The sequence below is a fragment of the Mesorhizobium sp. USDA 4413 genome, assembly GCF_056280365.1.
In genome coordinates this window covers 605,808-625,842 of sequence record NZ_JBVPRP010000001.1, presented here as the reverse complement: position 1 = coordinate 625,842, position 20,035 = coordinate 605,808, and the positions used below count along the sequence as shown (strand labels likewise).

21 protein-coding genes are annotated in these 20,035 nt (G+C 65.0%); 7 read left to right on the top strand and 14 right to left on the bottom strand.

Annotation, left to right across the window (positions count from 1 at the left end):
• Positions 1-26 precede the first annotated feature (26 nt).
• The gene (locus ACVMIM_RS03175) at positions 27-632 is read right to left on the bottom strand and encodes a DUF1236 domain-containing protein (protein ID WP_041000439.1); all 606 of its coding nucleotides are present in this window, start codon (positions 630-632) and stop codon (positions 27-29) included.
• A 438-nt stretch (positions 633-1,070) separates the two neighbouring features.
• Here ACVMIM_RS03175 and ACVMIM_RS03170 point away from each other — a divergent pair, with 438 nt between their 5' ends.
• Positions 1,071-1,874, top strand: a complete 804-nt coding sequence (locus ACVMIM_RS03170; protein WP_476110358.1) for a lytic murein transglycosylase — start codon at positions 1,071-1,073, stop codon at positions 1,872-1,874.
• Between the two features lie 86 nt (positions 1,875-1,960).
• On the opposite strand, the gene ACVMIM_RS03165 is transcribed toward ACVMIM_RS03170, so the two are convergent.
• Both ACVMIM_RS03165 and ACVMIM_RS03160 read right to left on the bottom strand, forming a co-directional pair.
• Positions 1,961-2,548, bottom strand: coding sequence for a hypothetical protein (locus ACVMIM_RS03165; protein ID WP_476110357.1), 588 nt, complete (start codon positions 2,546-2,548; stop codon positions 1,961-1,963).
• A 143-nt stretch (positions 2,549-2,691) separates the two neighbouring features.
• Positions 2,692-3,915, bottom strand: coding sequence for an argininosuccinate synthase (locus ACVMIM_RS03160; protein ID WP_476110355.1), 1,224 nt, complete (start codon positions 3,913-3,915; stop codon positions 2,692-2,694).
• Between the two features lie 192 nt (positions 3,916-4,107).
• On the opposite strand from ACVMIM_RS03160, the gene ACVMIM_RS03155 reads away from it, so the two are divergent.
• The gene (locus tag ACVMIM_RS03155) at positions 4,108-4,749 is read left to right on the top strand and encodes a LysE family translocator (RefSeq protein WP_476110353.1); all 642 of its coding nucleotides are present in this window, start codon (positions 4,108-4,110) and stop codon (positions 4,747-4,749) included.
• A 13-nt stretch (positions 4,750-4,762) separates the two neighbouring features.
• On the opposite strand, the gene ACVMIM_RS03150 is transcribed toward ACVMIM_RS03155, so the two are convergent.
• From ACVMIM_RS03150 to ACVMIM_RS03140, 3 genes are all read right to left on the bottom strand, one after another.
• On the bottom strand, positions 4,763-5,230 hold the full coding sequence (locus ACVMIM_RS03150; protein WP_476110351.1) for a hypothetical protein: 468 nt from the start codon (positions 5,228-5,230) through the stop codon (positions 4,763-4,765).
• Positions 5,227-6,459, bottom strand: coding sequence for a dual-specificity RNA methyltransferase RlmN (gene rlmN, locus ACVMIM_RS03145; protein ID WP_476110350.1), 1,233 nt, complete (start codon positions 6,457-6,459; stop codon positions 5,227-5,229). The genes ACVMIM_RS03150 and rlmN overlap by 4 nt, the downstream gene beginning before the upstream one ends.
• Before the next feature lie 106 nt (positions 6,460-6,565).
• Positions 6,566-8,023, bottom strand: a complete 1,458-nt coding sequence (locus ACVMIM_RS03140) for a DHA2 family efflux MFS transporter permease subunit (protein WP_476110348.1) — start codon at positions 8,021-8,023, stop codon at positions 6,566-6,568.
• Positions 8,024-8,335: 312 nt separating this feature from the next.
• Here ACVMIM_RS03140 and ACVMIM_RS03135 point away from each other — a divergent pair, with 312 nt between their 5' ends.
• Both ACVMIM_RS03135 and ACVMIM_RS03130 read left to right on the top strand, forming a co-directional pair.
• Complete coding sequence (locus tag ACVMIM_RS03135; RefSeq protein ID WP_476110347.1) at positions 8,336-8,581, top strand: hypothetical protein; 246 nt, start codon at positions 8,336-8,338, stop codon at positions 8,579-8,581.
• Between the two features lie 233 nt (positions 8,582-8,814).
• Positions 8,815-10,167, top strand: a complete 1,353-nt coding sequence (locus tag ACVMIM_RS03130) for a chloride channel protein (protein WP_476110345.1) — start codon at positions 8,815-8,817, stop codon at positions 10,165-10,167.
• A gap of 28 nt (positions 10,168-10,195) precedes the next feature.
• Here the strand turns inward: ACVMIM_RS03130 and ACVMIM_RS03125 are convergent, their stop codons facing one another.
• The 6 genes from ACVMIM_RS03125 to ACVMIM_RS03100 all read right to left on the bottom strand — a co-directional run bounded on the left by ACVMIM_RS03125 (position 10,196) and on the right by ACVMIM_RS03100 (position 14,742).
• Complete coding sequence (locus ACVMIM_RS03125; protein ID WP_476110344.1) at positions 10,196-10,348, bottom strand: hypothetical protein; 153 nt, start codon at positions 10,346-10,348, stop codon at positions 10,196-10,198.
• A 301-nt stretch (positions 10,349-10,649) separates the two neighbouring features.
• A complete protein-coding gene (locus ACVMIM_RS03120; protein ID WP_476110342.1) occupies positions 10,650-10,940 on the bottom strand; it encodes a hypothetical protein in 291 nt (96 codons plus the stop codon).
• An 85-nt stretch (positions 10,941-11,025) separates the two neighbouring features.
• Positions 11,026-12,333, bottom strand: a complete 1,308-nt coding sequence (locus ACVMIM_RS03115) for a sigma-70 family RNA polymerase sigma factor (protein ID WP_476110340.1) — start codon at positions 12,331-12,333, stop codon at positions 11,026-11,028.
• Positions 12,334-12,818: 485 nt separating this feature from the next.
• Positions 12,819-13,322, bottom strand: coding sequence for an invasion associated locus B family protein (locus ACVMIM_RS03110; RefSeq protein WP_040987887.1), 504 nt, complete (start codon positions 13,320-13,322; stop codon positions 12,819-12,821).
• Positions 13,323-13,575: 253 nt separating this feature from the next.
• Positions 13,576-13,938 carry a YkvA family protein gene (locus ACVMIM_RS03105; protein WP_278049880.1) on the bottom strand — a complete coding sequence of 121 codons (363 nt, stop codon included), beginning with the start codon at positions 13,936-13,938 and terminating at the stop codon, positions 13,576-13,578.
• 510 nt (positions 13,939-14,448) lie between these two features.
• Positions 14,449-14,742 (bottom strand): 4a-hydroxytetrahydrobiopterin dehydratase, encoded by a 294-nt coding sequence (locus ACVMIM_RS03100; protein WP_476110338.1) that lies wholly within the window; start codon positions 14,740-14,742, stop codon positions 14,449-14,451.
• A gap of 50 nt (positions 14,743-14,792) precedes the next feature.
• Between ACVMIM_RS03100 and ACVMIM_RS03095 the strand changes: the two genes are divergently transcribed.
• Positions 14,793-15,302: a low molecular weight protein-tyrosine-phosphatase gene (locus tag ACVMIM_RS03095; protein ID WP_476110337.1), complete on the top strand. Its 510-nt coding sequence runs from the start codon at positions 14,793-14,795 to the stop codon at positions 15,300-15,302.
• Here ACVMIM_RS03095 and thpR read toward each other — a convergent pair.
• Positions 15,209-15,802, bottom strand: coding sequence for an RNA 2',3'-cyclic phosphodiesterase (thpR, locus tag ACVMIM_RS03090; RefSeq protein WP_278049882.1), 594 nt, complete (start codon positions 15,800-15,802; stop codon positions 15,209-15,211). The genes ACVMIM_RS03095 and thpR overlap by 94 nt on opposite strands.
• Positions 15,803-15,920: 118 nt before the next feature.
• Positions 15,921-16,565: an arylesterase gene (locus tag ACVMIM_RS03085; protein ID WP_476110335.1), complete on the bottom strand. Its 645-nt coding sequence runs from the start codon at positions 16,563-16,565 to the stop codon at positions 15,921-15,923.
• Between the two features lie 83 nt (positions 16,566-16,648).
• Between ACVMIM_RS03085 and ACVMIM_RS03080 the strand changes: the two genes are divergently transcribed.
• Both ACVMIM_RS03080 and ACVMIM_RS03075 read left to right on the top strand, forming a co-directional pair.
• Positions 16,649-17,344, top strand: coding sequence for an ABC transporter ATP-binding protein (locus tag ACVMIM_RS03080; RefSeq protein ID WP_476110333.1), 696 nt, complete (start codon positions 16,649-16,651; stop codon positions 17,342-17,344).
• A gap of 181 nt (positions 17,345-17,525) precedes the next feature.
• Positions 17,526-20,024 (top strand): ABC transporter permease, encoded by a 2,499-nt coding sequence (locus tag ACVMIM_RS03075; RefSeq protein WP_476117079.1) that lies wholly within the window; start codon positions 17,526-17,528, stop codon positions 20,022-20,024.
• Positions 20,025-20,035 lie beyond the last annotated feature (11 nt).

Below are 20,035 nucleotides of genomic sequence, written 5' to 3'. Positions count from 1 at the left end.
GCTCTTCTCACGACGATAAAGCCCGATCAGCGCATCACATAGACGATGCGCCGCGTGCCGGGGTCGACCAGCGCTGGCTGGTTGTTCACATAGACGTAACGATACCGATAATCGGGGATCTCGCGCAGCTCGACCGTGTCGGGCAGCGTGGCGCCGGTCACCACCTCGCCTTCGAGATAGACCGGATCGACCCGGTGCGTCGTGACATAGGTGCCGACCTCGGCCGGCGGTCTGCCGATCGACTCGATGGCGTCGTCGCTCGAAACGATGGCGCCGGTGTAGCTGCCCGTGGTGTAGAGATCATCGGTCGGCGGCGCCACCACGGCGATATCGGCGTCCGCCGGGCGGCGGGTCACGACGACGCGGCTGCCGCCGAAATCGCCCGTCACATAGTCGGAATACACCCAGCCCTTGCCGCCGGCTTCGGCGATCGTGCACCATTTGCTGCCTTGGATGCAGCCATTGAGCGTGGCCGATTGGCCGGCGGCCAGCACGCCGATGACAGGATATTGCGGACCGGGACCGGCGCGAACGTTCAGATCGGTCACCGCCTGGACGGGGGTATCGGCGAAAGCGGCGCCCGAGACAGTGAGCAACGCACCGGCCAGCGCCGGAAACAAGACGCGTTTCATGGTTTTCTCTCCGTTTTCAACGCTCCCTCGGGCTTGGAAACGAGACAGAGGCTTATGCGTTCCGGCTAAAGTCCTTTTCGCCCGCTCACGAATTGTTCCCCGGTTTTTCGCCGGTCTGGTCAACAGCGCGTGAGCAGGCTTGAGCCTCTCCAGGTTCCGGACGACATTTTCCCGGGCATTTCGCCGCGGATGAAGAACGGGCAAAGGGCCGGGCGCTCGAAGCGCTTTACGCCGCAAACCGTGGAACCGGCGCCCAAGAGCCACGACAGTCCGCGTTCTCCATGCGGCAAGCACGCCACACCTGCCCCTTGATCGTCGGCAAATTGCCCTTCTTTCGCCAGTGTCGGATGCCACGTCCCCCGCGGGGGCGGTGACAACCCGGCGTTTCGCTGGCAAATTCGCAACCGGGACGTGATTCAAGGCAACCAGGAGAAGGACATGGCATTTTTTGCCAAAGGAAGGATTTTCGCGGCCGCCGCGGCGGTGGTGGCGATGCTTGGGCTGGCGACGGGGGCCGAGGCCGCTGCCAGCTGCGGCAAGACCGGCGCCGGCTTCGACGCCTGGAAGCAGGACTTCGCCGCCGAGGCCAAAGCCAACGGCGTCGGCCAAAGGGGGCTTTCGGCGCTGGCCGGGGCCACCTACGCGACAAGGACGATCGCCGCCGACCGCGCCATCCATAAGGCGTTCAGCGGCTCGGTGGAGGCGTTCATGAAACGCCGCGGCGCGTCCGCCATCATCTCGAGAGGCCGCGCGCTGAAGAAGGCGAATGCAGCGATGTTCGCCGATATCGAGCGGACCTATGGCGTGCCGCCGGGCGTGCTGCTCGCCATCTGGGGCATGGAAACCGGCTTCGGCGCCTCGATGGGCAACCAGAACACGATCTCGGCCATCCTGACCCTCGCCTATGACTGCCGCCGTCCCGACTACTTCACCCCGCATGCCATCGCGGCGCTGAAGCTCGTCGATCGCGGCGCGCTGAGCGCCTCCTCGGTCGGCGCCATGCATGGCGAGATCGGTCACACGCAGTTCCTGCCCGGAAACGTGCTGAAATACGGCGTCGGCAGCGGCAATTTGCGCGACCGCAACACGGCGCTGGCCTCCACCGCCAACTATCTCAAGGCCCATGGCTGGCAGGCCGGCGCAAGCTACGAGGCCAATATGGGCGCCATCGCCGGCTGGAACTCAGCCAGCGTCTACCAGCAGGCCATCGCCCGCATCGCCGAGGCGATCGACGCGGATTGATCGAATTTGCATTCACTGCAACAACCAGCCCGGCCAGTGCCGGGCTGTTTGTTTGTGGGAACTGGAGTTAATCCGGACCGGCCCTCTCAATAATGGGCGTAGCCGCTCAACGGGCATTTCTGGGAAATGGGGACCTGGAAGGTGCCGTCAATTCCAGTGCAATTGCGGTACTTGGTCGACCGTGGCGCTGAGGCCGGTTTCGAACTGCGCCTGGTGTCTGCTTTTGTCGGCTGGTCGCCATGCGCATAGCCACTGAACGGACATCTCTGGGAAATCGGAACCTGGAATGCACCGTCAATGCCAGTGCAGTTGCGGTACCTGGACGACTGCGGCGCTGGGGCTCGCGTGACTGCAGCTGCCCTTGGCTTGCCCTTGATCACACTCCAGATTTCCGTCGGCTGGTTGAACTGAATGGCATTTAAGTCCGAGAAGCTGATGCGTCCCGTGCGGACGCCTTCGAAGATACGCTGACAAAAAAGCGCTGGCATGCGGTCCAATGACACGCCCATAAACGACGCGAGCTGATGCTTGACCGTAAGATCCCAGACACGAGCCGAGGCAACACATTTGGCCATGTCTGGCTCTGGCGGCTTGCTGCCCGCAATGGCCACCTGACATGCGATTGGGATTACTGCTGCGGTCAGCAGCAAAATAATTCGATTCTTCAAATCCACCCCCCTGTCCCGCGAACAAAGTAGCCTACATCGCGAGCAGGTCAATAGTATGAGAGTGGTACCAATATCTCTTATATTAGCGTGCAAAAATAAAACCCGGCGTTTCCGCCGGGTCATTTGATGACAGCCGTATCGGCAAATGATCAGTGCCTGCGATTCCTCGCCGCCAGCGTCCTCAGCCTCAGGCCATTGAGCCGGATAAACCCTTCGGCGTCCTTCTGGTCGTAGGCGCCGCGGTCGTCCTCGAAGGTGACCAGCGCGTCGGAGTAAAGCGTCTTCTTCGACTTGCGGCCGGTGACTATGACATTGCCCTTGTAGAGCTTCAGCCGCACCGTGCCCTCGACGTCTTCCTGGCTCTTGTCGATCATCGCCTGCAGCATCACGCGCTCGGGCGCGAACCAGAAGCCGTTATAGATGAGCTCGGCATAGCGCGGCATGAACTCGTCCTTGAGGTGGGCCGCGCCCCGGTCGAGCGTGATCGATTCGATGGCGCGGTGGGCGGCGATCAGTATGGTGCCGCCGGGGGTCTCGTAGACGCCGCGCGACTTCATGCCGACAAAACGGTTCTCGACCAGATCGAGGCGGCCGATGCCGTTGTCGCGGCCGAGATCGTTCAGCGCCGCCAGCATGGTGGCCGGCGACAGCTTCTTGCCGTTGAGCGCGATCGGATCGCCCTTCAGGAATTCGATCTCGATCTCGGTTACCACATCAGGCGCGTCCATTGGCGAGACGGTGCGCTGATGCACGAATTCCGGCGGCTCGCTCCACGGATCCTCCAGCACCTTCCCCTCGGAAGAGGAGTGCAGAAGGTTGGCGTCGACCGAGAAGGGTGCCTCGCCGCGCTTGTCCTTCGGCACCGGGATCTGGTGCTGCTCGGCGAAGTTGAGAAGGTCGGTGCGCGACTTGAACGACCAGTCGCGCCACGGCGCGATGACCTTGATGTCCGGGTTGAGCGCGTAAGCCGACAATTCGAAGCGGACCTGGTCATTGCCCTTGCCCGTGGCGCCGTGGGCGATCGCGTCGGCGCCGGTCTCCTTGGCGATCTCGACCAGGTGCTTCGAGATCAGCGGCCGGGCGATCGAGGTGCCGAGCAAATAGGTGCCTTCATAGACGGCATTGGCGCGAAACATCGGGAAGACGAAGTCGGCGACGAATTCCTCGCGCACGTCGACGATGCGGATGTCCTTGATGCCCATCATCTCGGCTTTGCGGCGCGCCGGCTCCAGCTCGCCACCCTGGCCTAGATCGGCGGTGAAGGTGACGACCTCGGCGCCGAGCTCGGTCTGCAGCCACTTCAGGATGATAGAGGTGTCGAGGCCGCCGGAATAGGCGAGCACGACTTTCTTGACGTTCTTGGTCTTGGACATTTTTGGCGGTTCCGCGGGAAAAGAGCTTCGCGGGCGAGGTATCACGGCCTTTCCGGGCGGCGCAAGAGACGAAGCTGCGCCTCGCCATGGCACAGGCTGGGTCAGATGTTTGCTCCGGCAGGGGCTGGCGAGGGAAAAAGCGCCGCGTTATAGGCAGTGCGATCCAGTCCGAGGCGACCCCTGAGGCGACCCATGTCCTTCATTCCCGACACTTCGACGCTCATCCAGTTCGCCATCGCCACCGTCATCCTGGCGATCACGCCGGGACCGGACATGACGCTGTTTGTCTCGCGCACGCTGAGCCAGGGCCGCGCCACCGGCTTCGCCTCGATGGCCGGCGCGCTCTGCGGCACGCTGATCCACACCACGCTGGTGGTGGTCGGCATCTCGGCGCTGATCGTCGCTTCGCCGATGGCCTTCTTCGCCTTGAAGATCTTCGGCGCCGGCTATCTGGTGTTCCTGGCCTGGCAGGCGGTCGCCAAGGGCTCGGCCTTCTCGCCGGAAAAGAGAACGGGACCGCAAGTCTCCTTATTCCGCAGCTGGGCGGCCGGGCTCGGCGTCAACCTGCTCAACCCGAAGATCATCCTGTTCTTCATGACCTTCCTGCCGCAATTCGTCTCCGCTCATGATCCGAACGCCTCGGCGAAACTGTTCTTTCTCGGCATGATGTTCATCGTGCTGTCGATCCCGGTGACGGCGCCGATGGTGCTGGCGGCGGAAAAGTTCTCGGCGGCGATGAAGGCAAGCCCGCGCGTCACGCGCGTGGTCGATTATCTGTTCGGCGGCGTGTTCTCGGCTTTCGCGCTGAAGATCCTGACCGCGCAGGCGAGATAGGCTCGCGCGGAGATCAGGATTCCAGATCGGGTAGCGCCTCGCGGCGCCAGCTTCCGGCCAAGCGGCCGGCGGAGAGCCAATAGAAGATGCCGCCGACCATGCCGCAGCCGATCACGGCCAATCTGGCGTTGGTCGCGGTGACATCGAAATTGGCGTCGCCCACACTATGGACGAAGCCGAGGAAGACGACGGCGATGACGGCGCCGCCCAGCGCGTAGAACAGCCAGTCGCGCCGGCCGAGCACTTCGGCGATCAAAATGACGACCGCCGCCGGCATGAACGCAAAATAGGCGACGAACAGCGCCACGAAAGGCACCGAGAAATAAAGCGAGGCGGTCGCGGTCGGCTCGGGATCGGCGGGCGTGTAGCCGAGATGCGCCAGGACCAAGATGTTGAGGAAGGCGCTCGCCGCCAGCGAGGCGACGACATAACCGACCAGGATGACGGCGAAGCGGACCAGATACGCGATGATGCGCCTCACGCCTCGCCGTGCCCCGCGATCATCATCGCTTCCAGCGCCAGGCGATCCACCTTGCGCATGCGTTCCGATTCCGATTTGAGCTGGCCGCAGGCGGCGAGGATGTCGCGGCCGCGCGGCGTGCGGATAGGCGAGGCGTAGCCGGCGTTGTTTATGTAGTCGGCAAACTTCTCGATCGTCTCCCAGTCCGAGCACTGGTAGTTGGTGCCGGGCCACGGGTTGAACGGGATCAAATTGATCTTGGCCGGAATGCCCTTCAAGAGCTTGACCAGCGCCTTGGCGTCTTCCAAGGAATCGTTGACGTCCTTCAGCATCACATATTCGAAGGTGATGCGCTTGGCGTTGGAGAGGCCCGGATAGGCCTTGCAGGCGGCGATCAGCTCCTTCAGCGGGAACTTCTTGTTGATCGGCACCAGCAGGTCGCGCAGATCGTCATTGGTGGCATGCAGCGAGATCGCCAGCATGACGCCGATCTCCTCGCCGGTGCGGGCGATCTCCGGCACCACGCCCGAGGTCGACAGCGTGATGCGGCGCTTCGACAGGGAAAGTCCGTCGCCGTCGGAAGCGATCAGCAGCGCCTTCTTCACCGCCTCGAAATTATAGAGCGGCTCGCCCATGCCCATCATGACGATGTTGGAAACCTTGCGGCCCTCGGCCGGCACGATGGCGCCGTCCGGCGTGTCGCGGTCGGGGAAATCGCCCAGCCGGTCGCGCGCGGTGAGCAGCTGCGCCAGGATCTCTTCCGTCGTCAGATTGCGCACCAGCTTCTGCGTACCGGTGTGGCAGAAGGAGCAGGTCAGCGTGCAGCCGACCTGCGAGGAGATGCAGAGCGTGCCGCGGCCTTCCTCAGGAATGTAGACGGTCTCGATCTCGACGGGACGGCCGGCGCCGCGCGGCGGAAAGCGGAACAGCCATTTGCGCGTGCCATCGGAGGAGATCTGCTCCTCGACGATCTCCGGCCGCGCGACGGTGAAATGCTTGTCGAGCGCGGCGCGCAATTCCTTGGAGATGTTGAACATATGCGCGAAATCGGAGACACCGCGCACATACATCCAATGCCAGAGCTGCTGGGCGCGCATCCTGGCCTGGCGCTCCGGCACGATGCCGGCGCCGACCAGAGCCTCGCCGAGCTCGGCACGGGTCAGGCCGATCAGCGACGGCTTCTCGGCCGGTGCTGCGCGGCGCAAGGCGTCACGGGCGCCTTCGGCGGTAAGATCAAGCGAAACGGTCATGGTGGCGCCAATATAAGCGATTTGCGGCCGATTTCAGCATCGGCCCGCATGGGAAGCGCGGCGCATAGCACAGCTCGGCGCCGGAGTCATGCGCCGGCCTTCCTTCTCACACAAGGGAGAAGGGGAGCTGCCACTGGCAACGAGTATCCGTTCGCCGGCGATGGCCGCTGACCTGCTGGCCGTCTTCCGGATGCAGGAAAAAGAAACCTGGAATGGGAAGCAGCGGGATGACTGCCGTCAGCAGGAACGCCCAATGGAACTGACCCGCCGTCGGCGCATGGACCTCACCGGAGACGAGGCCCAGCACCATGGCGGCGATCGAGACGCCGAGCGAGACGCTGAGTTGCTGCAGGACGCCGCCCAGGCTGGTGGCGCGGCTGAGCTTCTCGGCCGGCAGGTCGGCATAAGAGAGCGTGTTGGACGACATGAATTGCGCCGAACGGACGATGCCGAAGAAAAAGACGTAGCAGCCAATCAGCCAATGCGGGGTGTCGGCATCGAGCAGGGCAAAGCCCGCCACGGCAACCGAGCCGACCACCGCACTGCCGCTCAGCACGGCCTTGAAGCCGAAGCGCCGCAGGAAGAACGACAGCAGCGGCCGCATCAGAAGCGCGCCGAAGCTGCCGACGAAGGTCAGCGAGCCGGACGTGACCGGGCTCATGCCGAAGCCCACCTGCAGCATCAGCGGCAACAGGAACGGCGCGCCGTTGAGGCCGATGCGGCACAGCCCCCCGGCCAGCGTGCCGACCCAGAAGGAGCGAAAGCGGAACAGCGTGAGATCGACCGCCGGTGCTTCGACGCGGCGCGCATAGCGGCCGAAGGCGAAGAGCAGCAGGACCGATGCGGCCAAGACCAGCACGGTCGCCAGCGGCGAAATGACTGGCCTGCCGATATTCTCCAGGCCGAACTGCAGGAGTGCTGCGCCGGCGCCCACCATGAGGAAGCCGGCGAAGTCGAAAGGCTGAAGCTCCCCGCCATGGAAATCGTCGACGAAGCGCAGGGCGGCGAAAATGCCGATGAGGCCGAACGGCACGTTGACGTAGAAGATCCAGCGCCAGGAGGCATAGGTGGTCAAGAGGCCGCCGAGCAGCGGCCCGATGACGGGACCGATGATCGCCGGCAAGGTCATGTACGTCATGGCGGTGATCAGCCCGCTGCGCGGAAAGGAGCGCAGCAGGATCAGCCGCCCGACCGGCGTCATCATGGCGCCGCCCAGCCCCTGCAGCGCGCGCATGGCAAGCAACATGCCGATGCTGCCCGCCACGCCGCACAGGACCGAGCCGAGGGTAAAGGTGAAGAGCGCCAGCGCGAAGATCTTGCGGGCGCCGAACCGGTCGGCGAACCAGCCGCTGACCGGAATGAACACGGCCAAGGTCAGGATGTAAGTGGTGATCGCCAAATTGAGGCGGACCGGGGTCGTGTCGAGGCTTTGCGCGATTGCCGGGATAGCGGTGGTGAGGATGGTGGAATCGAGCTGTTCCATCAGGAAGGCGATGGCGACGATTGCCGGGATGATCAGCTTGAGACGCGGGTCGCGTTCTGTCGCAAAGAGTTGCTGTTCCAATTGTCCGCCAGTTCCGTCGCGCAGGAAGCGGTGGTCCGCTGCGAGCCATCCGCCCTCAAGCCGGCGTCGGCGTCATGCGGCTCAGCCGGCCCACCGCACCGGACTGCTTTATGTCCCGGCCGATGCGAAGCGGTAGCTATTTCGACTGGCACAGAGGTCAACAAATTTTGACCCTGCCCTGCGGCGGAACGCGACCGGCTGCCGCCATCTTCGGCTGAAACTCGATCACATATTCGTGTTGGCGTAACCAATCGAAGCGCATCCACGAACCGGAAGAGGGCGACCATGCCCCTCAACAATGGGAGTTTTCAGATGCACTCGATCAAGCTCGCACTCATTGCCGGCCTCGCCGGTCTTTGCGCCTCGCAAGCCTTTGCCGAAGATACGATGGGCGCCATGACGATGATGAAGGGCGGGCAAGTCACCGCAATCATGCCGGACGGCCACATGGGCACCATGATGCCGGACGCCAAGATGAGCGCCGAAATGATGAAGATGGCGAAGCCGATCAAGCATTGCATGATGATAATCACCGATGCCAAAGGCAAACCTACATGATCGATACGTCGACCAAGAAGGCCCAGGCCGAATGTGAGAAAATGGCGATGTGACCTCGCCGAGCCTGCGTGAGGACCTTCCCGCCGGCCGGTATGCCGGCGGGGAGTTCGCCATCCGGCCGCATGTCCTTGAGCAGCGTTCCTCGACTTTGCTGGCATAGCGCCCGCCCTGCCCTCGCGGGCTTGATCGGCCAGGCAAGTGTGCTAGGGCGGGCAACCATTGCGAGGGCGGTCATGGCCGGCATATCCCGAAAATACCGTATGCTGCGGCGTTCACGCGCCATGTGGGTGTCGCGGCGCGTCTGGCAGCCGCGTCTCGTCTTCTGGGCCGGCGCCATCTCGATCGGCCTGATCAGCGTCCTGTTCGCCCTGCTCGCCGACCGGGCGCAGGCCCTGTTCCATGTCATGACCGGTGGTGACGACGGCTGGCGCTTCTATTTGCCCCTGATCGTGACGCCGCTCGGGTTCGTGCTTTGCGCCTGGCTGGCGCATGCCTTCTTCCCGGGATCGCAAGGCAGCGGCATTCCGCAGGCGATCGCGGCGCGGCATCTGCGCGACGAGGACGACCGCAGCCGCATCCTGTCGCTCAGGCTGGTGGTGGGCAAGATCGCGCTCACCGTCGTCGGCCTCGCCTGCGGCGCCTCGATCGGCCGCGAGGGCCCGACGGTGCAGGTCGGCGCCTCGGTGATGCTGCAGGCGGCGCGCTGGGGCGGCATGGCGCAGGCGCGCGGGCTGATCCTGGCCGGTTCCGCCGCCGGCATCGCCGCCGCCTTCAACACGCCGCTCGCGGGCATCGTCTTCGCCATCGAGGAAATGGGCCGCGCCTATGAGGCGCGCACCAACGGGCTGGTGCTGACGGCGGTGATCCTGGCCGGCCTCGCCTCGCTCGGATTGCTCGGCAACTACACCTATTTCGGTATCGCCAAGGATACGGTCGCCTTCGCCGCCGACTGGCCGCTGGTGCTCGCCTGCGGCATCATCGGCGGCGGTGTCGGCGCGCTGTTCTCGCTCTCGGCGCTGAAGGTCATGCGCCGCATCCGACGCTGGAACGCGCTGCAGCCGCTGCCGCGCGCGCTGGTCGTGGCGGCCATCTGCGGGCTTGCCGTGGCGGTGATCGGCGTCGCGTCCGGCGGGCTGACATTCGGCACCGGCTATGTGCAGGCGCGCGGCGCGATCGAAGGCACGCCGCTGCCGGCCTTTTTCTTCGTCGAGAAATTCGCAGCCGGCCTCTTGTCGATGGTGTCGGGCATTCCGGGCGGCCTGTTCGCGCCGTCGCTGGCGGTGGGCGCCGGCCTGGGCAGCACGCTCGGCCTTGTCTTCGGCACGGCCACGGGGACCGCGGCGCTGCTGGGCATGGCCGGCTATTTCGCCGGCGTCGTGCAGGCGCCGATGACAGCTTTCGTCATCATCCTCGAAATGACCGGCAACCACGACAATGTGATCGCGCTGATGTGCGCGGCGATGCTGGGCTACGGCACGGCGAGGCTGATTTCCAACGAGCCGCTCTATCATGCGCTGTCGCGCGTCTTCATCGCCGAGGCGATCCGGCGACGCAGGGCTGAGACGAGCGAGGCGGTCAGGGCGTAGAGATCGCCGTTGCGAAGCCGTATGACCGTTATGCGGGTGGTGAAGGGAATTCAAACGGTCCGACGCCGAAGCCGATCCGCGGCCCGTCCACGATCCACAGATCGGCGGCGAAGGGCTTCAGGACATTGATCGGCTCATAGAGATCGAGAGCGGATTTGTCTGCGGAGGATTGCTGGGGCATGGCTACTCGCCGATAACTCGAAGCGCGATCCGGTCGGCCGAAACGGCCCGGCGCCTCCGAGGCATATGGCGCGCCTTCGCCAGGCGGGAAGCGCACGGCTCCGCCAGCCACCGCGATGGACGACAGCGCCGTTTCGGTGCCGGGTCGAACGCCATGGACGCGCATCGCAATCGCCTGGTTTTAATGGGATATTGGCCCCGGGGCCGGAGTCGGTTTGTTTCCTCTTTTGCGAAAACGGCCCGGCAACCCCAAGCCGAGATGCCGGGCCGTTGGGGAGCGCCCGCGCGCAGCGCTTCCCGGGTCACCTTCGCGGATCATTTGGGGGGCCGGCGAGCTGCGGCAGCGTCTCGTTCGCGCAAGCGATCAGCGGGACGGTCGAAGCCCGCAGCCGCGCTTGCGACAGCCACAATTGGCGGTGCTCCCGTGACAGGCACTTCATTGCGGTGCGAGCCGCCGAGGTGATCTCGAATGCCCCGCAGGCGGCACACTGGAATTCCACCTTGCGGGCCGTGACCTCGGCTTCCAGGGACATTCCGGCGCAAACCGGGCAGGTGGACGGATAATATCTCCTTTCGAACGACAGGAGGTTCATCGCGTGACCCCATCCGACAGCATGCGGCGTGTCTTGAACTCCAGCATCGGGCGCATTCTTTTCCCTTCCGCAACAGCAGCCGCGATCAACCTGTTATCTTCGGCGCAACGCTCCGGCGCGTGGCGACCTCGATCTGCTTCGCTTCCACCTCGAGCCGATCCGGTGCGGCCGACCCCATCAGCGCGTAGGCCGTGCCCCCGGACTGCCAATAAACCGTCGGCACGCGGCCGTCGGTGGCCGGCGTCGGGGGAACGGCGTCCTCGCCGTTCATCGGCGCGGCGACAAGCGTGATGCGCCCGACGCTCGGCGTGTCGGCCGTGACGACCAGGCTCTGCTGTCCGTTCCAGGGCTGCACCTGGACATCCTTGACGGCCCATGACGGAGGCAGCGTCGGCATGCTGACATTGACGGCGCCAACCAGCCGCTGGATCTTGTCCTGCTTGAGCTCGATGCCCTTTTCGGGACCCGCATTGAGCTGCGCGACGCGCAGCGCATCCCGCGCCGCCAGGATGAAGGTTTGATCCGCCGTCTTGCCGCCCTGGCGAAGCGGCACGGTCAGCGAGTTGGCCGACCATCCGATCGCGACCAGCGCGACGGCGGCGACCTGAAGCCTGAGCATGGCGAACATCCGCCTGCGGCGAAGCGCCTGTTCCAGCTGTCTCGCCTTTTCGACGGTCGCGCCGGGCGGGAACAGCCGCCGCGGTTGGGAATCGCGCAGCGCATCCATGCGCTGCGCATGGGCAAACACCGTCGCCGCCAGTTCGGGCTCGCGGGCAAGCCGGGCTTGCAGCTCGGACCGCTGCGACGGCGACAGCTCGCCATCCAGCAAACGGCCGATATCCTGTTCGGAAACGCGATTATCGGACCACATCACGCGCCCTCCAATGATCTTCAAATGACGGGCAGCTTCGCTGTCCATATTTTCCATATTGTTCTTCAAGGCCGTGCGAGCCCGGCTGAGGCGGGACATCACGGTTCCCGTCGGCACGCCCAGCAGTTCGGCCGCCTCGGCATAGGTGAAGCCCAGCACGCCGACGAGATGGAGTATTTCGGCCTGGTCGGTCGGCATCCGGGCAAGCGCCCTGCCTACGTTGGAGAGTTCGGCGCTGTGCTCCTGCGGCGGCGGCGAAGCCGCATCCGACATGCCGACGATGGACGCAAGGCGCCGCCTGTCGGCAGCGGCCCGGCTGGTGCTTGTGAAGAAGGTGTTGCGGACAATCCTGAGCAGCCAGGGCAGCAGCGGCCTGGAGCGGTCGTAGCTGCCGGCCATCGACAGCGCACGGGCGAGAGCTTCCTGCACCAAGTCATCGGCGTCGGAATCATTGCCGGTGAGCACCCTGCCGTAACGCCACAGATCCTCCAGATGCGGTATGACGTCGAATTTTGCTTTCATCCCATCTCATACCGCCCGTCTCGTGTTGCCGGTTTCAAGCTGGATTGGCGCGAGCCGGGCCTACCTTACCGCCCTGCCCAGCCGAAGCCGGCACGAAAGCGGCTCAGCGGTCAGGGACAGGGACAGGCAACCGCTGGGCCGGATGGGAGCGTGCTTCCTCCCGACTGCAAGCCCTGAAAAAACGCCAGCGCTTGCCGCTCCCTGTTTTCGACGCGCCTATGTACGCGGCCACACATTTCAAAGAGCGTTCTCCCTCTTTTGTGCCATCTACCGGTCCCGGCCGGAAACTATTCCGTCCTAGCGTCAAATTTTTCCGGAAGCATGGCTGCAGGCGGTTCCAGGCGAGAAGACGCCCGCGCAACATGGCCGACGCCGCCCGGCCGGGAGAACGGGCGCGGGCGCAAGGCAAGCCGAATGCCAAAGGCCGGACCCATGGCCCGGCCTTTCTTCAAATCAGCCGTTCGTTTGCCTGTAGCGGCTCTGGCCTATTTGCACTTGGCGATCGAAGCCAGCGCCGCCGAGATGCCCTTCAGCGAGAAGACGTAGGAGGTGGGATTGCCGCGGCCGGACTTCGCCTGCACCTTCATGTCGGAGCCGGTCTTCATGGCGGCGATCAGCACCGGCTCCTCGGCGGCATTCTCGACCCAGGCCGACTTGCCGCGGGTGAACATCGAGAAAGTCTTCTTGTCGATCGTGACGGTGGCCTTCGAGCCTTCCTGGAAATTGTAGCCGGCGATGAACTGCGGCTCGTAGGAGACCTGCTGTCCCGGACGCTGACTGACGAAGAAGAACATGTCGCCATGGTCGAGCGTCGCGGGCTGCTTGTCGGTGGGCACGGTCAGCACATAGCAGACCTTGCCGGCGGCCGACTGATAGCTGTAGGTGCCCCAGGCATTGTGCTGGCCGATCTTGGTCGCCTGCTGCGCCAACACCGGCACGGCCGAGGCCACCAGGACCAGGCTGGAAACTATAGCAATCAATCCGCGCATCGTTCTTCCCGTATTCCAAATGGTGCGGAGGCGGGCCGCGTGGCGTCCTGCCGTCGCTTCATTTTGATTTAATCAGGGTTACCAAACGGTGAATTGTCCTCGAAGAAAGGAACTCACCCCCGGAAACCGCCACCATCCGCGCTGCCGCCTGTGGTTGTCAGCGCGTTGTCCCGGCGCGGAGTTGGAGGCCACGAAAACGGCAAGAGTTTGTCTTTTCGCACCCGCTGATTTGCGGGCCTGAAACGCGGCGCCGTCAGCTCTTGTCGGCCAGCGCGTCCCTGGCGGCCTGCCTGTGGGCCGGCGTGATATGGGCGCTGACGGCGGTGATCGCGGCGGTCAGCACGGCGAGGTCGTCGGTGTAGCCGAGGCCGACGACGAAATCGGGAATGAAATCGAACGGCAGGACGAAATAGCCGAGCGCGCCGAGCAGGGTGGCCTTGGCGCGCAGCGGCGTGTCCTTGTCCATGGCGCAGTAATAGGCGGCGACAACCTCATCCATGAACGGAATCTGCCGCGCCGCCTTCTTGGCGGTGCGCCAGAATTTCTCACGTATCTCGCCTTCGCCGGCGAGCTTGTCGCCGAAGCCGAAGAAATCGAAACCGGTACCTTGCGTCATCAGTCGCTCCCTGGCGGCCGCGTGCATTGATGCCGCGGCCCGCCGGGGCGAAATGTGGTGAAAGCGGGGGGCTGCTGCAAGAGTTTGGGGAGTCAATCGCCTGGAAATTGGAAACGTATGCTGGCGTGGGGGAAGCTGAGTTGGCAATCGCCTACGTTGGAGATTGGCCGGAACGTCCTTCCCATCGTCATTCTATGGCGGCGCAAGGAGCGAAGCGACGCGCGCAGACCATATAATCCATGCCGTTACGCTGAGGCGTCGCCACAGTGCAGAGTTCTGCTCCGCTGCAATCCTCGACCACGGTCATGGAATGGATCCTCGGGTCTGCGCTCCGCTTCGCGTCGTTCCGCCCGTGGATGACAAAGTTCGCGAACGTTCGCCACGGTCTGCACCGCTGCGGCGCTCATCGGTCACGGCATGGAGTCCAGGGTCTGCGCGCGTCGCTTCGCTCCTTGCTCGGCCCTGGAATGACGAACTCGGACGACCGCCCCCACAACGACGTGGCTTGTGCTACCCGAAATACCGGTTCATCCGCTTGGCCAGCTCGATGTCCAGCGCCGTCACGCCGCCGGCGTCATGGGTGTTCAGCGTCACGTCGACGGTCTTGTAGACATTCGACCAATCAGGGTGGTGGTCCATCTTCTCGGCGGCCAGCGCCACGCGGGTCATGAAGGCGAAGGCCTCGGAGAAGTTCTTGAAGACGAAGCTGCGCTTGATCGAAGCGCCGTCGGCGGCGAGCGACCAGCCTTCGAGTTCGGCGACCGCCGCCGTGATCGCTTCCTTGCTGAGTTTTTCTCTGGTCATGTCGGGCTCCCGTGCTATTCGAAAATCGAACCAACCATAGCGCCGGATCGATGAGCGCAAAGCCCATAAAATCCATTCTGTTCGTCTGCCTCGGCAACATCTGTCGCTCGCCGCTGGCCGAGGGCGTGTTTCGCGCGATGCTCGCCGGGCACGGCAAAGACCTTGCGATCGATTCGGCCGGGACCGGTGGCTGGCATGCCGGCCAAGAGCCGGACCGGCGCTCGATCGCGGTGGCGGCAAAGCACGGTGTCGACATTTCAGGACAGAGGGCGCGCAAGGTGCTGCCGGAGGATTTTTCGTGCTTCGACCTGATCCTCGGCATGGACCGGGCGAATGTGCGCGACCTCAAGGCGTTGGCGCCGCCTGGCATGCACGACCGGATCCATCTCTATCTGGATTTCGCGACGGGGAAGGCCGTGGACGTGCCGGACCCCTATTATGATAGCGCCGAGGCCTTCGCCTCGGTCTACCGCATGATCCGCGAGGCGTCGGAAGCGCTGGCGAAGCGGCTCGAGGCCAGCGTTTCGCCGACCAGCGGCCAGGCCTCCTCGACGATGTAGGGGCCGCCGCCGACCGAATCGCGCGACGACATCAGGACGAAGCGGCCGACGCGGAAGGGGAGCGCGGCGAAATTGCCGCGCGCCGAAAGATATTGCGCGACATCGAGCGGGCTCGCATTGCGCAGGCGCGCCAGCGTCACATGCGGCGAGAACTTGCGCGGATCGGCCGGCAGGCCGAGCCGCTGGCAGATGCGGTCGATCTCGCCCTGCAGCGCCGTCAGGTCCGGCGAGGCGGACACGCCGGCCCACACCGCATGCGGCTTCTTGCCGCCGAAGGCGCCGACGCCGGAGAGCGTCATCTGGAACGAAGGGCGGTTAACTCTGTCGAGGGCATTGGCGATCTCGTCGGCGATATGGCCCTCGACATCGCCGATGAAGCGCAGCGTCAGATGGTAGTTTTCGACATCGATCCAGCGCGCTCCGGGCAGCCCGCCCCGGAGCAAGGACAAGGAGAGAGCGGCGTCACGCGGAATTTCGAGGGCGGTGAAAAGACGTGGCATGTGAAGCCTCCTGTCCTCGAATCGAAACTCTCGGCCCTAGCGAATCATCGATATCAGCGCGGGGCAAGCGGTTTGTTGTCCACAGGGTTTCCCCATCGGAAAGCGTTGTGTCCCAGACTCATGACGGTCCTCCATTCTCGGCGATCGCCTTTTCGACCGCGGGAAGGATGCGCTCGACCATAACATCGACCCCCTTGGAATTGGGATGCAGGCCGTCTTCCAGCTGGAGGTCGGGATGGCCGGCGACGCCGTCGAGAAAGAACGGATAGAGCGGGACGCCGTATTTTTCGGCAAGCCGCGGATAGATGGCGTCGAAGGCCTTCTGATAGTCGGCGCCGAGGTTGGGCGCGGCCCGCATGCCGGCGAGAAGCACCGGAATGTTGCGTTGCTTCAGCTTGCCGAGCATGGCGTCGAGGTTCCTCTCGGCGATCTCGGGCGAAAGGCCGCGCAGCATGTCGTTGGCGCCGAGCTCGAGGATCACCAGCTTGGTGCCATCCGGCACCGACCAGTCGAGCCGCGCCAACCCGCCGCTCGACGTGTCGCCCGATACGCCGGCATTGGCGACGGCGACATCGAGGCCCTTCGCCTTCAGTGCCGCCTGCAGCCTGTCGGTGAAACCCTGGCCAGGGCCAAGGCTGAAGCCCGCCATCAGGCTGTCGCCGAAGCCGACGATGGTGAAGGTGGCGGCGCGCGCCGGCGGAATGGCGCCGCAAAGGGCGAGGAAAAGGATGAGGGCTGCGGCAAAACGGTGTTTGAATGCCATGCGGCGAGCCCCATATGACCGAAACAACCCAGGAAAGGAGACTACGGGCCGTCTCCTTTTTTCACATATAGGGCACTTTCATTGTGACAGAAGCCGTCATCGTGCTGAGGGACGTATCGCTGACGCTCGGCGAGGGCGCGTCCTCCGTCCATGTGCTGAGGGGTGTGAGCCTCGACGTGGCTGCCGGGCAAGCCACCGGCATCGTTGGCCCTTCGGGCTCCGGCAAATCCACCCTGCTTATGGTTCTTGCGGGCCTGGAAAGGGTGGATTCGGGCACGGTCCGGATCGCCGGCGAGCTGATCAACGAAAAAAGCGAGGATCAGATTGCTTCCTTTCGAGGGCGAAACATCGGCATCGTATTCCAGTCCTTCCATCTCATCCCGAACATGACGGCGCTGGAGAATGTCGCGGTGCCGCTCGAGCTTGCCGGCCATTCCGATCCGTTCGGGGTGGCCGCGCGGGAACTCGCGGCGGTCGGCCTGAGCGACCGCGTGACGCATTATCCGGGGGAGCTTTCCGGCGGCGAGCAGCAGCGCGTGGCGATCGCGCGGGCGCTGGCGCCGTCGCCACGCATCCTCATCGCCGACGAGCCGACCGGCAATCTCGACCAAGCGACCGGAAAGCAGATCGCCGACCTTCTCTTCGCCAAGGCGGCGGAACGCGGCATGACGCTGGTGCTGGTCACGCATGATCCGGTGCTCGCCGGGCGTTGCGCGCGCCAGGTCTCGATGCGGTCGGGGCGGATCGAGGATGCTGCCCAGTTCAAGGTAACGGCGTAATCGCATGGCGGAGACCCCCTCATCCGGCCCTTCGGGCCACCTTCTCCCCGAGGGGAGAAGAGATCGCCGAGGCCGGCACCTCCCTCTTCTCCCCACCGGGGAGAAGGTGGCCGCGCAGCGGCCGAATGAGGGGGCCTGGCTCCGGACATTGAAGCTCGCCATCCGCTTCTCGCTGCGCGAGATGCGCGGCGGCCTGTCCGGCTTCATGATCTTCCTTGCCTGCATCGCGCTGGGCGTGGCGGCGATCGGCGGCGTCAATTCGGTGGCGCAGGCGATCTCGGCCGGCGTCGCCGATCAGGGCCAGACGCTGCTCGGCGGGGATTTGCGCTTCCAGATCAACCAGCGCAGCGCTTCCGACGCCGAGCTCGGCTTCATCCGGAGCCTCGGCGCGGTTTCGCAGACTTCCGGCATGCGCTCGATGGCGCGGCTGGAGGACGGGTCCGATCAGGCGCTGGTGGAGGCCAAGGCCGTGGACGACGCCTATCCGCTCTACGGCGCGCTGGAGACCGATCCGGCGCTGCCGAAAGACCAATTGTTCGGCGAAAGGTCCGGCGTGTTCGGCGCCGCCGCGCCCGATCTTTTGTTCGACCGGCTCAATCTTCACATCGGCGACAGGCTGAAGCTCGGCAGCGCGACGTTCGAACTGCGGGCCAGGCTGGTCAGCGAGCCGGACGCGGTGTCGGACGGCTTCGGCTTCGCGCCAAGACTGATGATTTCGCGCGAGGGCCTTGCCGCCTCCGGCCTGGTGCAGCCAGGCAGCCTGGTCGAGAACGCCTATAAGGTGCGGCTGCCCGGCGGGACTTCCGAGGCGCGGATCAAGCAGATCCAGGCCGAGGCGGCGAAGGATTTCCCGCAGGCCGGCTGGTCGATCCGCACGCGCAGCAACGCCGCGCCGGCGCTTTCCGCCAATATCGAGCGCTTCTCGCAGTTCCTGACGCTGGTCGGGCTGACGGCGCTGGTGGTCGGCGGCATCGGCGTGGCGAATGCGGTGCGCGCCTATCTCGACGGCAAGCGCGGCGTCATCGCCACCTTCAAGAGCCTGGGCGCCTCGGGCGGCTTCGTCTTCACCGTCTATCTCGTGCAGATCCTGTTGATCGCCGGCCTCGGCATCGTGCTCGGGCTCGTCCTGGGCGCCGCGATGCCCTTCGCGGCGAGCGCGCTTCTGCAATCGGTCATCCCGGTGCCGGCGCAAGGCGGCTTTTACGCGAGCGCGCTCGCCATGGCGGCGCTCTTCGGCCTGCTGGTGACGCTGGCCTTCGCGCTCTTGCCGCTCGGCCGCGCGCGCGACGTGCCGGCGACCGCGCTGTTCCGCGAAATGGGTTTCGAAAGCCGCGGCCTGCCGCGTCTGCCCTATACGGGTGCCGCGCTGGCGATCGTCGTCGCGCTGGCGGCGCTGGCGATCTTCTCGGCCAATGACTACCGCATCGCCTCGATCTTCGTCGGCGCCACGGTCTTTGCCTTCCTGGTGCTGCGGGTGGTGGCGGTGCTGGTGCAATGGGCGGCAAAAAAGAGCCCGCGCGTGCGTTCCGTTTCACTACGGCTGGCGCTGGGCAACATTCATCGTCCGGGTGCGCTGACGCCCTCGGTGGTGCTGTCGCTCGGCCTCGGGCTGACGCTGCTGGTGACGCTGGCCCTGATCGACGGCAATCTCAGGCGACAGATCTCCGGCAGCCTGCCGGAGCGGGCGCCGAACTTCTTCTTCGTCGACATCCAGAGCAGGGATGTCGATGCCTTCGCCAGCCTTGTCGGCAAGGAGTCGCCGCGGGGAACGCTGGTCAAGGTGCCGATGCTGCGCGGCCGCATCATGGCGCTCAACGGCGTCGACGTCGACAAGGTGAAGACCCCGGCCGACGGCGCCTGGGTGCTGCGCGGCGACCGCGGCCTGACCTATGACGCCAAGCAGCCGGAGAACGCGACGCTGACCGAAGGCGCGTGGTGGCCGCAGGACTATTCCGGCGAGCCGCTGGTGTCGTTCTCGGCCGAAGAGGGCAAGGCGATTGGGCTGAAGCTCGGCGACACCGTGACCGTCAACGTGCTCGGCCGCAACGTCACGGCGAAGATCGCCAGTTTCCGCCAGGTTGAGTGGGAGACGATGGGCATCAACTTCGTCATGGTGTTCTCGCCCAACACCTTTGCCGGGGCGCCGCATGGCTGGCTGGCGACGCTGACCGACAAGGGCGCTACCACGGCCGACGACGCAAGGCTGCTCAATGCCGTCACCCGCGCCTTTCCGGCGGTGACGACGGTGCGCGTCAAGGACGCGCTCGACATCGTCAACCGGCTGGTGGCGCAACTGGGCACCGCGATCCGCGCCGCCGCCGGCGTGGCGCTGATCGCCTCGGTGCTGGTGCTCTCCGGCGCTTTGGCCGCCGGCAACCAGGCGCGCATTCACGACGCGGTGGTGCTGAAGACGCTCGGCGCGACGCGCAAGACGCTGATTGCCGCCTTCTCGCTGGAGTATGTGCTGATCGGCCTTGCGACCGCGCTGTTCGCGCTTGCGGCCGGCGGCATCGCCGCCTGGTTCGTGGTCGCGCATATCATGACGCTGCCGTCGCATTTCATGCCGGAAGTGGCGGTGGCGACGATACTGGTCTCGCTGACGGTCACCGTCGGCATCGGCCTTGCCGGCACCTGGCGTGTGCTCGGCCACAAGGCGGCGCCGGTGCTGCGGAACCTCTGATGCGCAGCTCC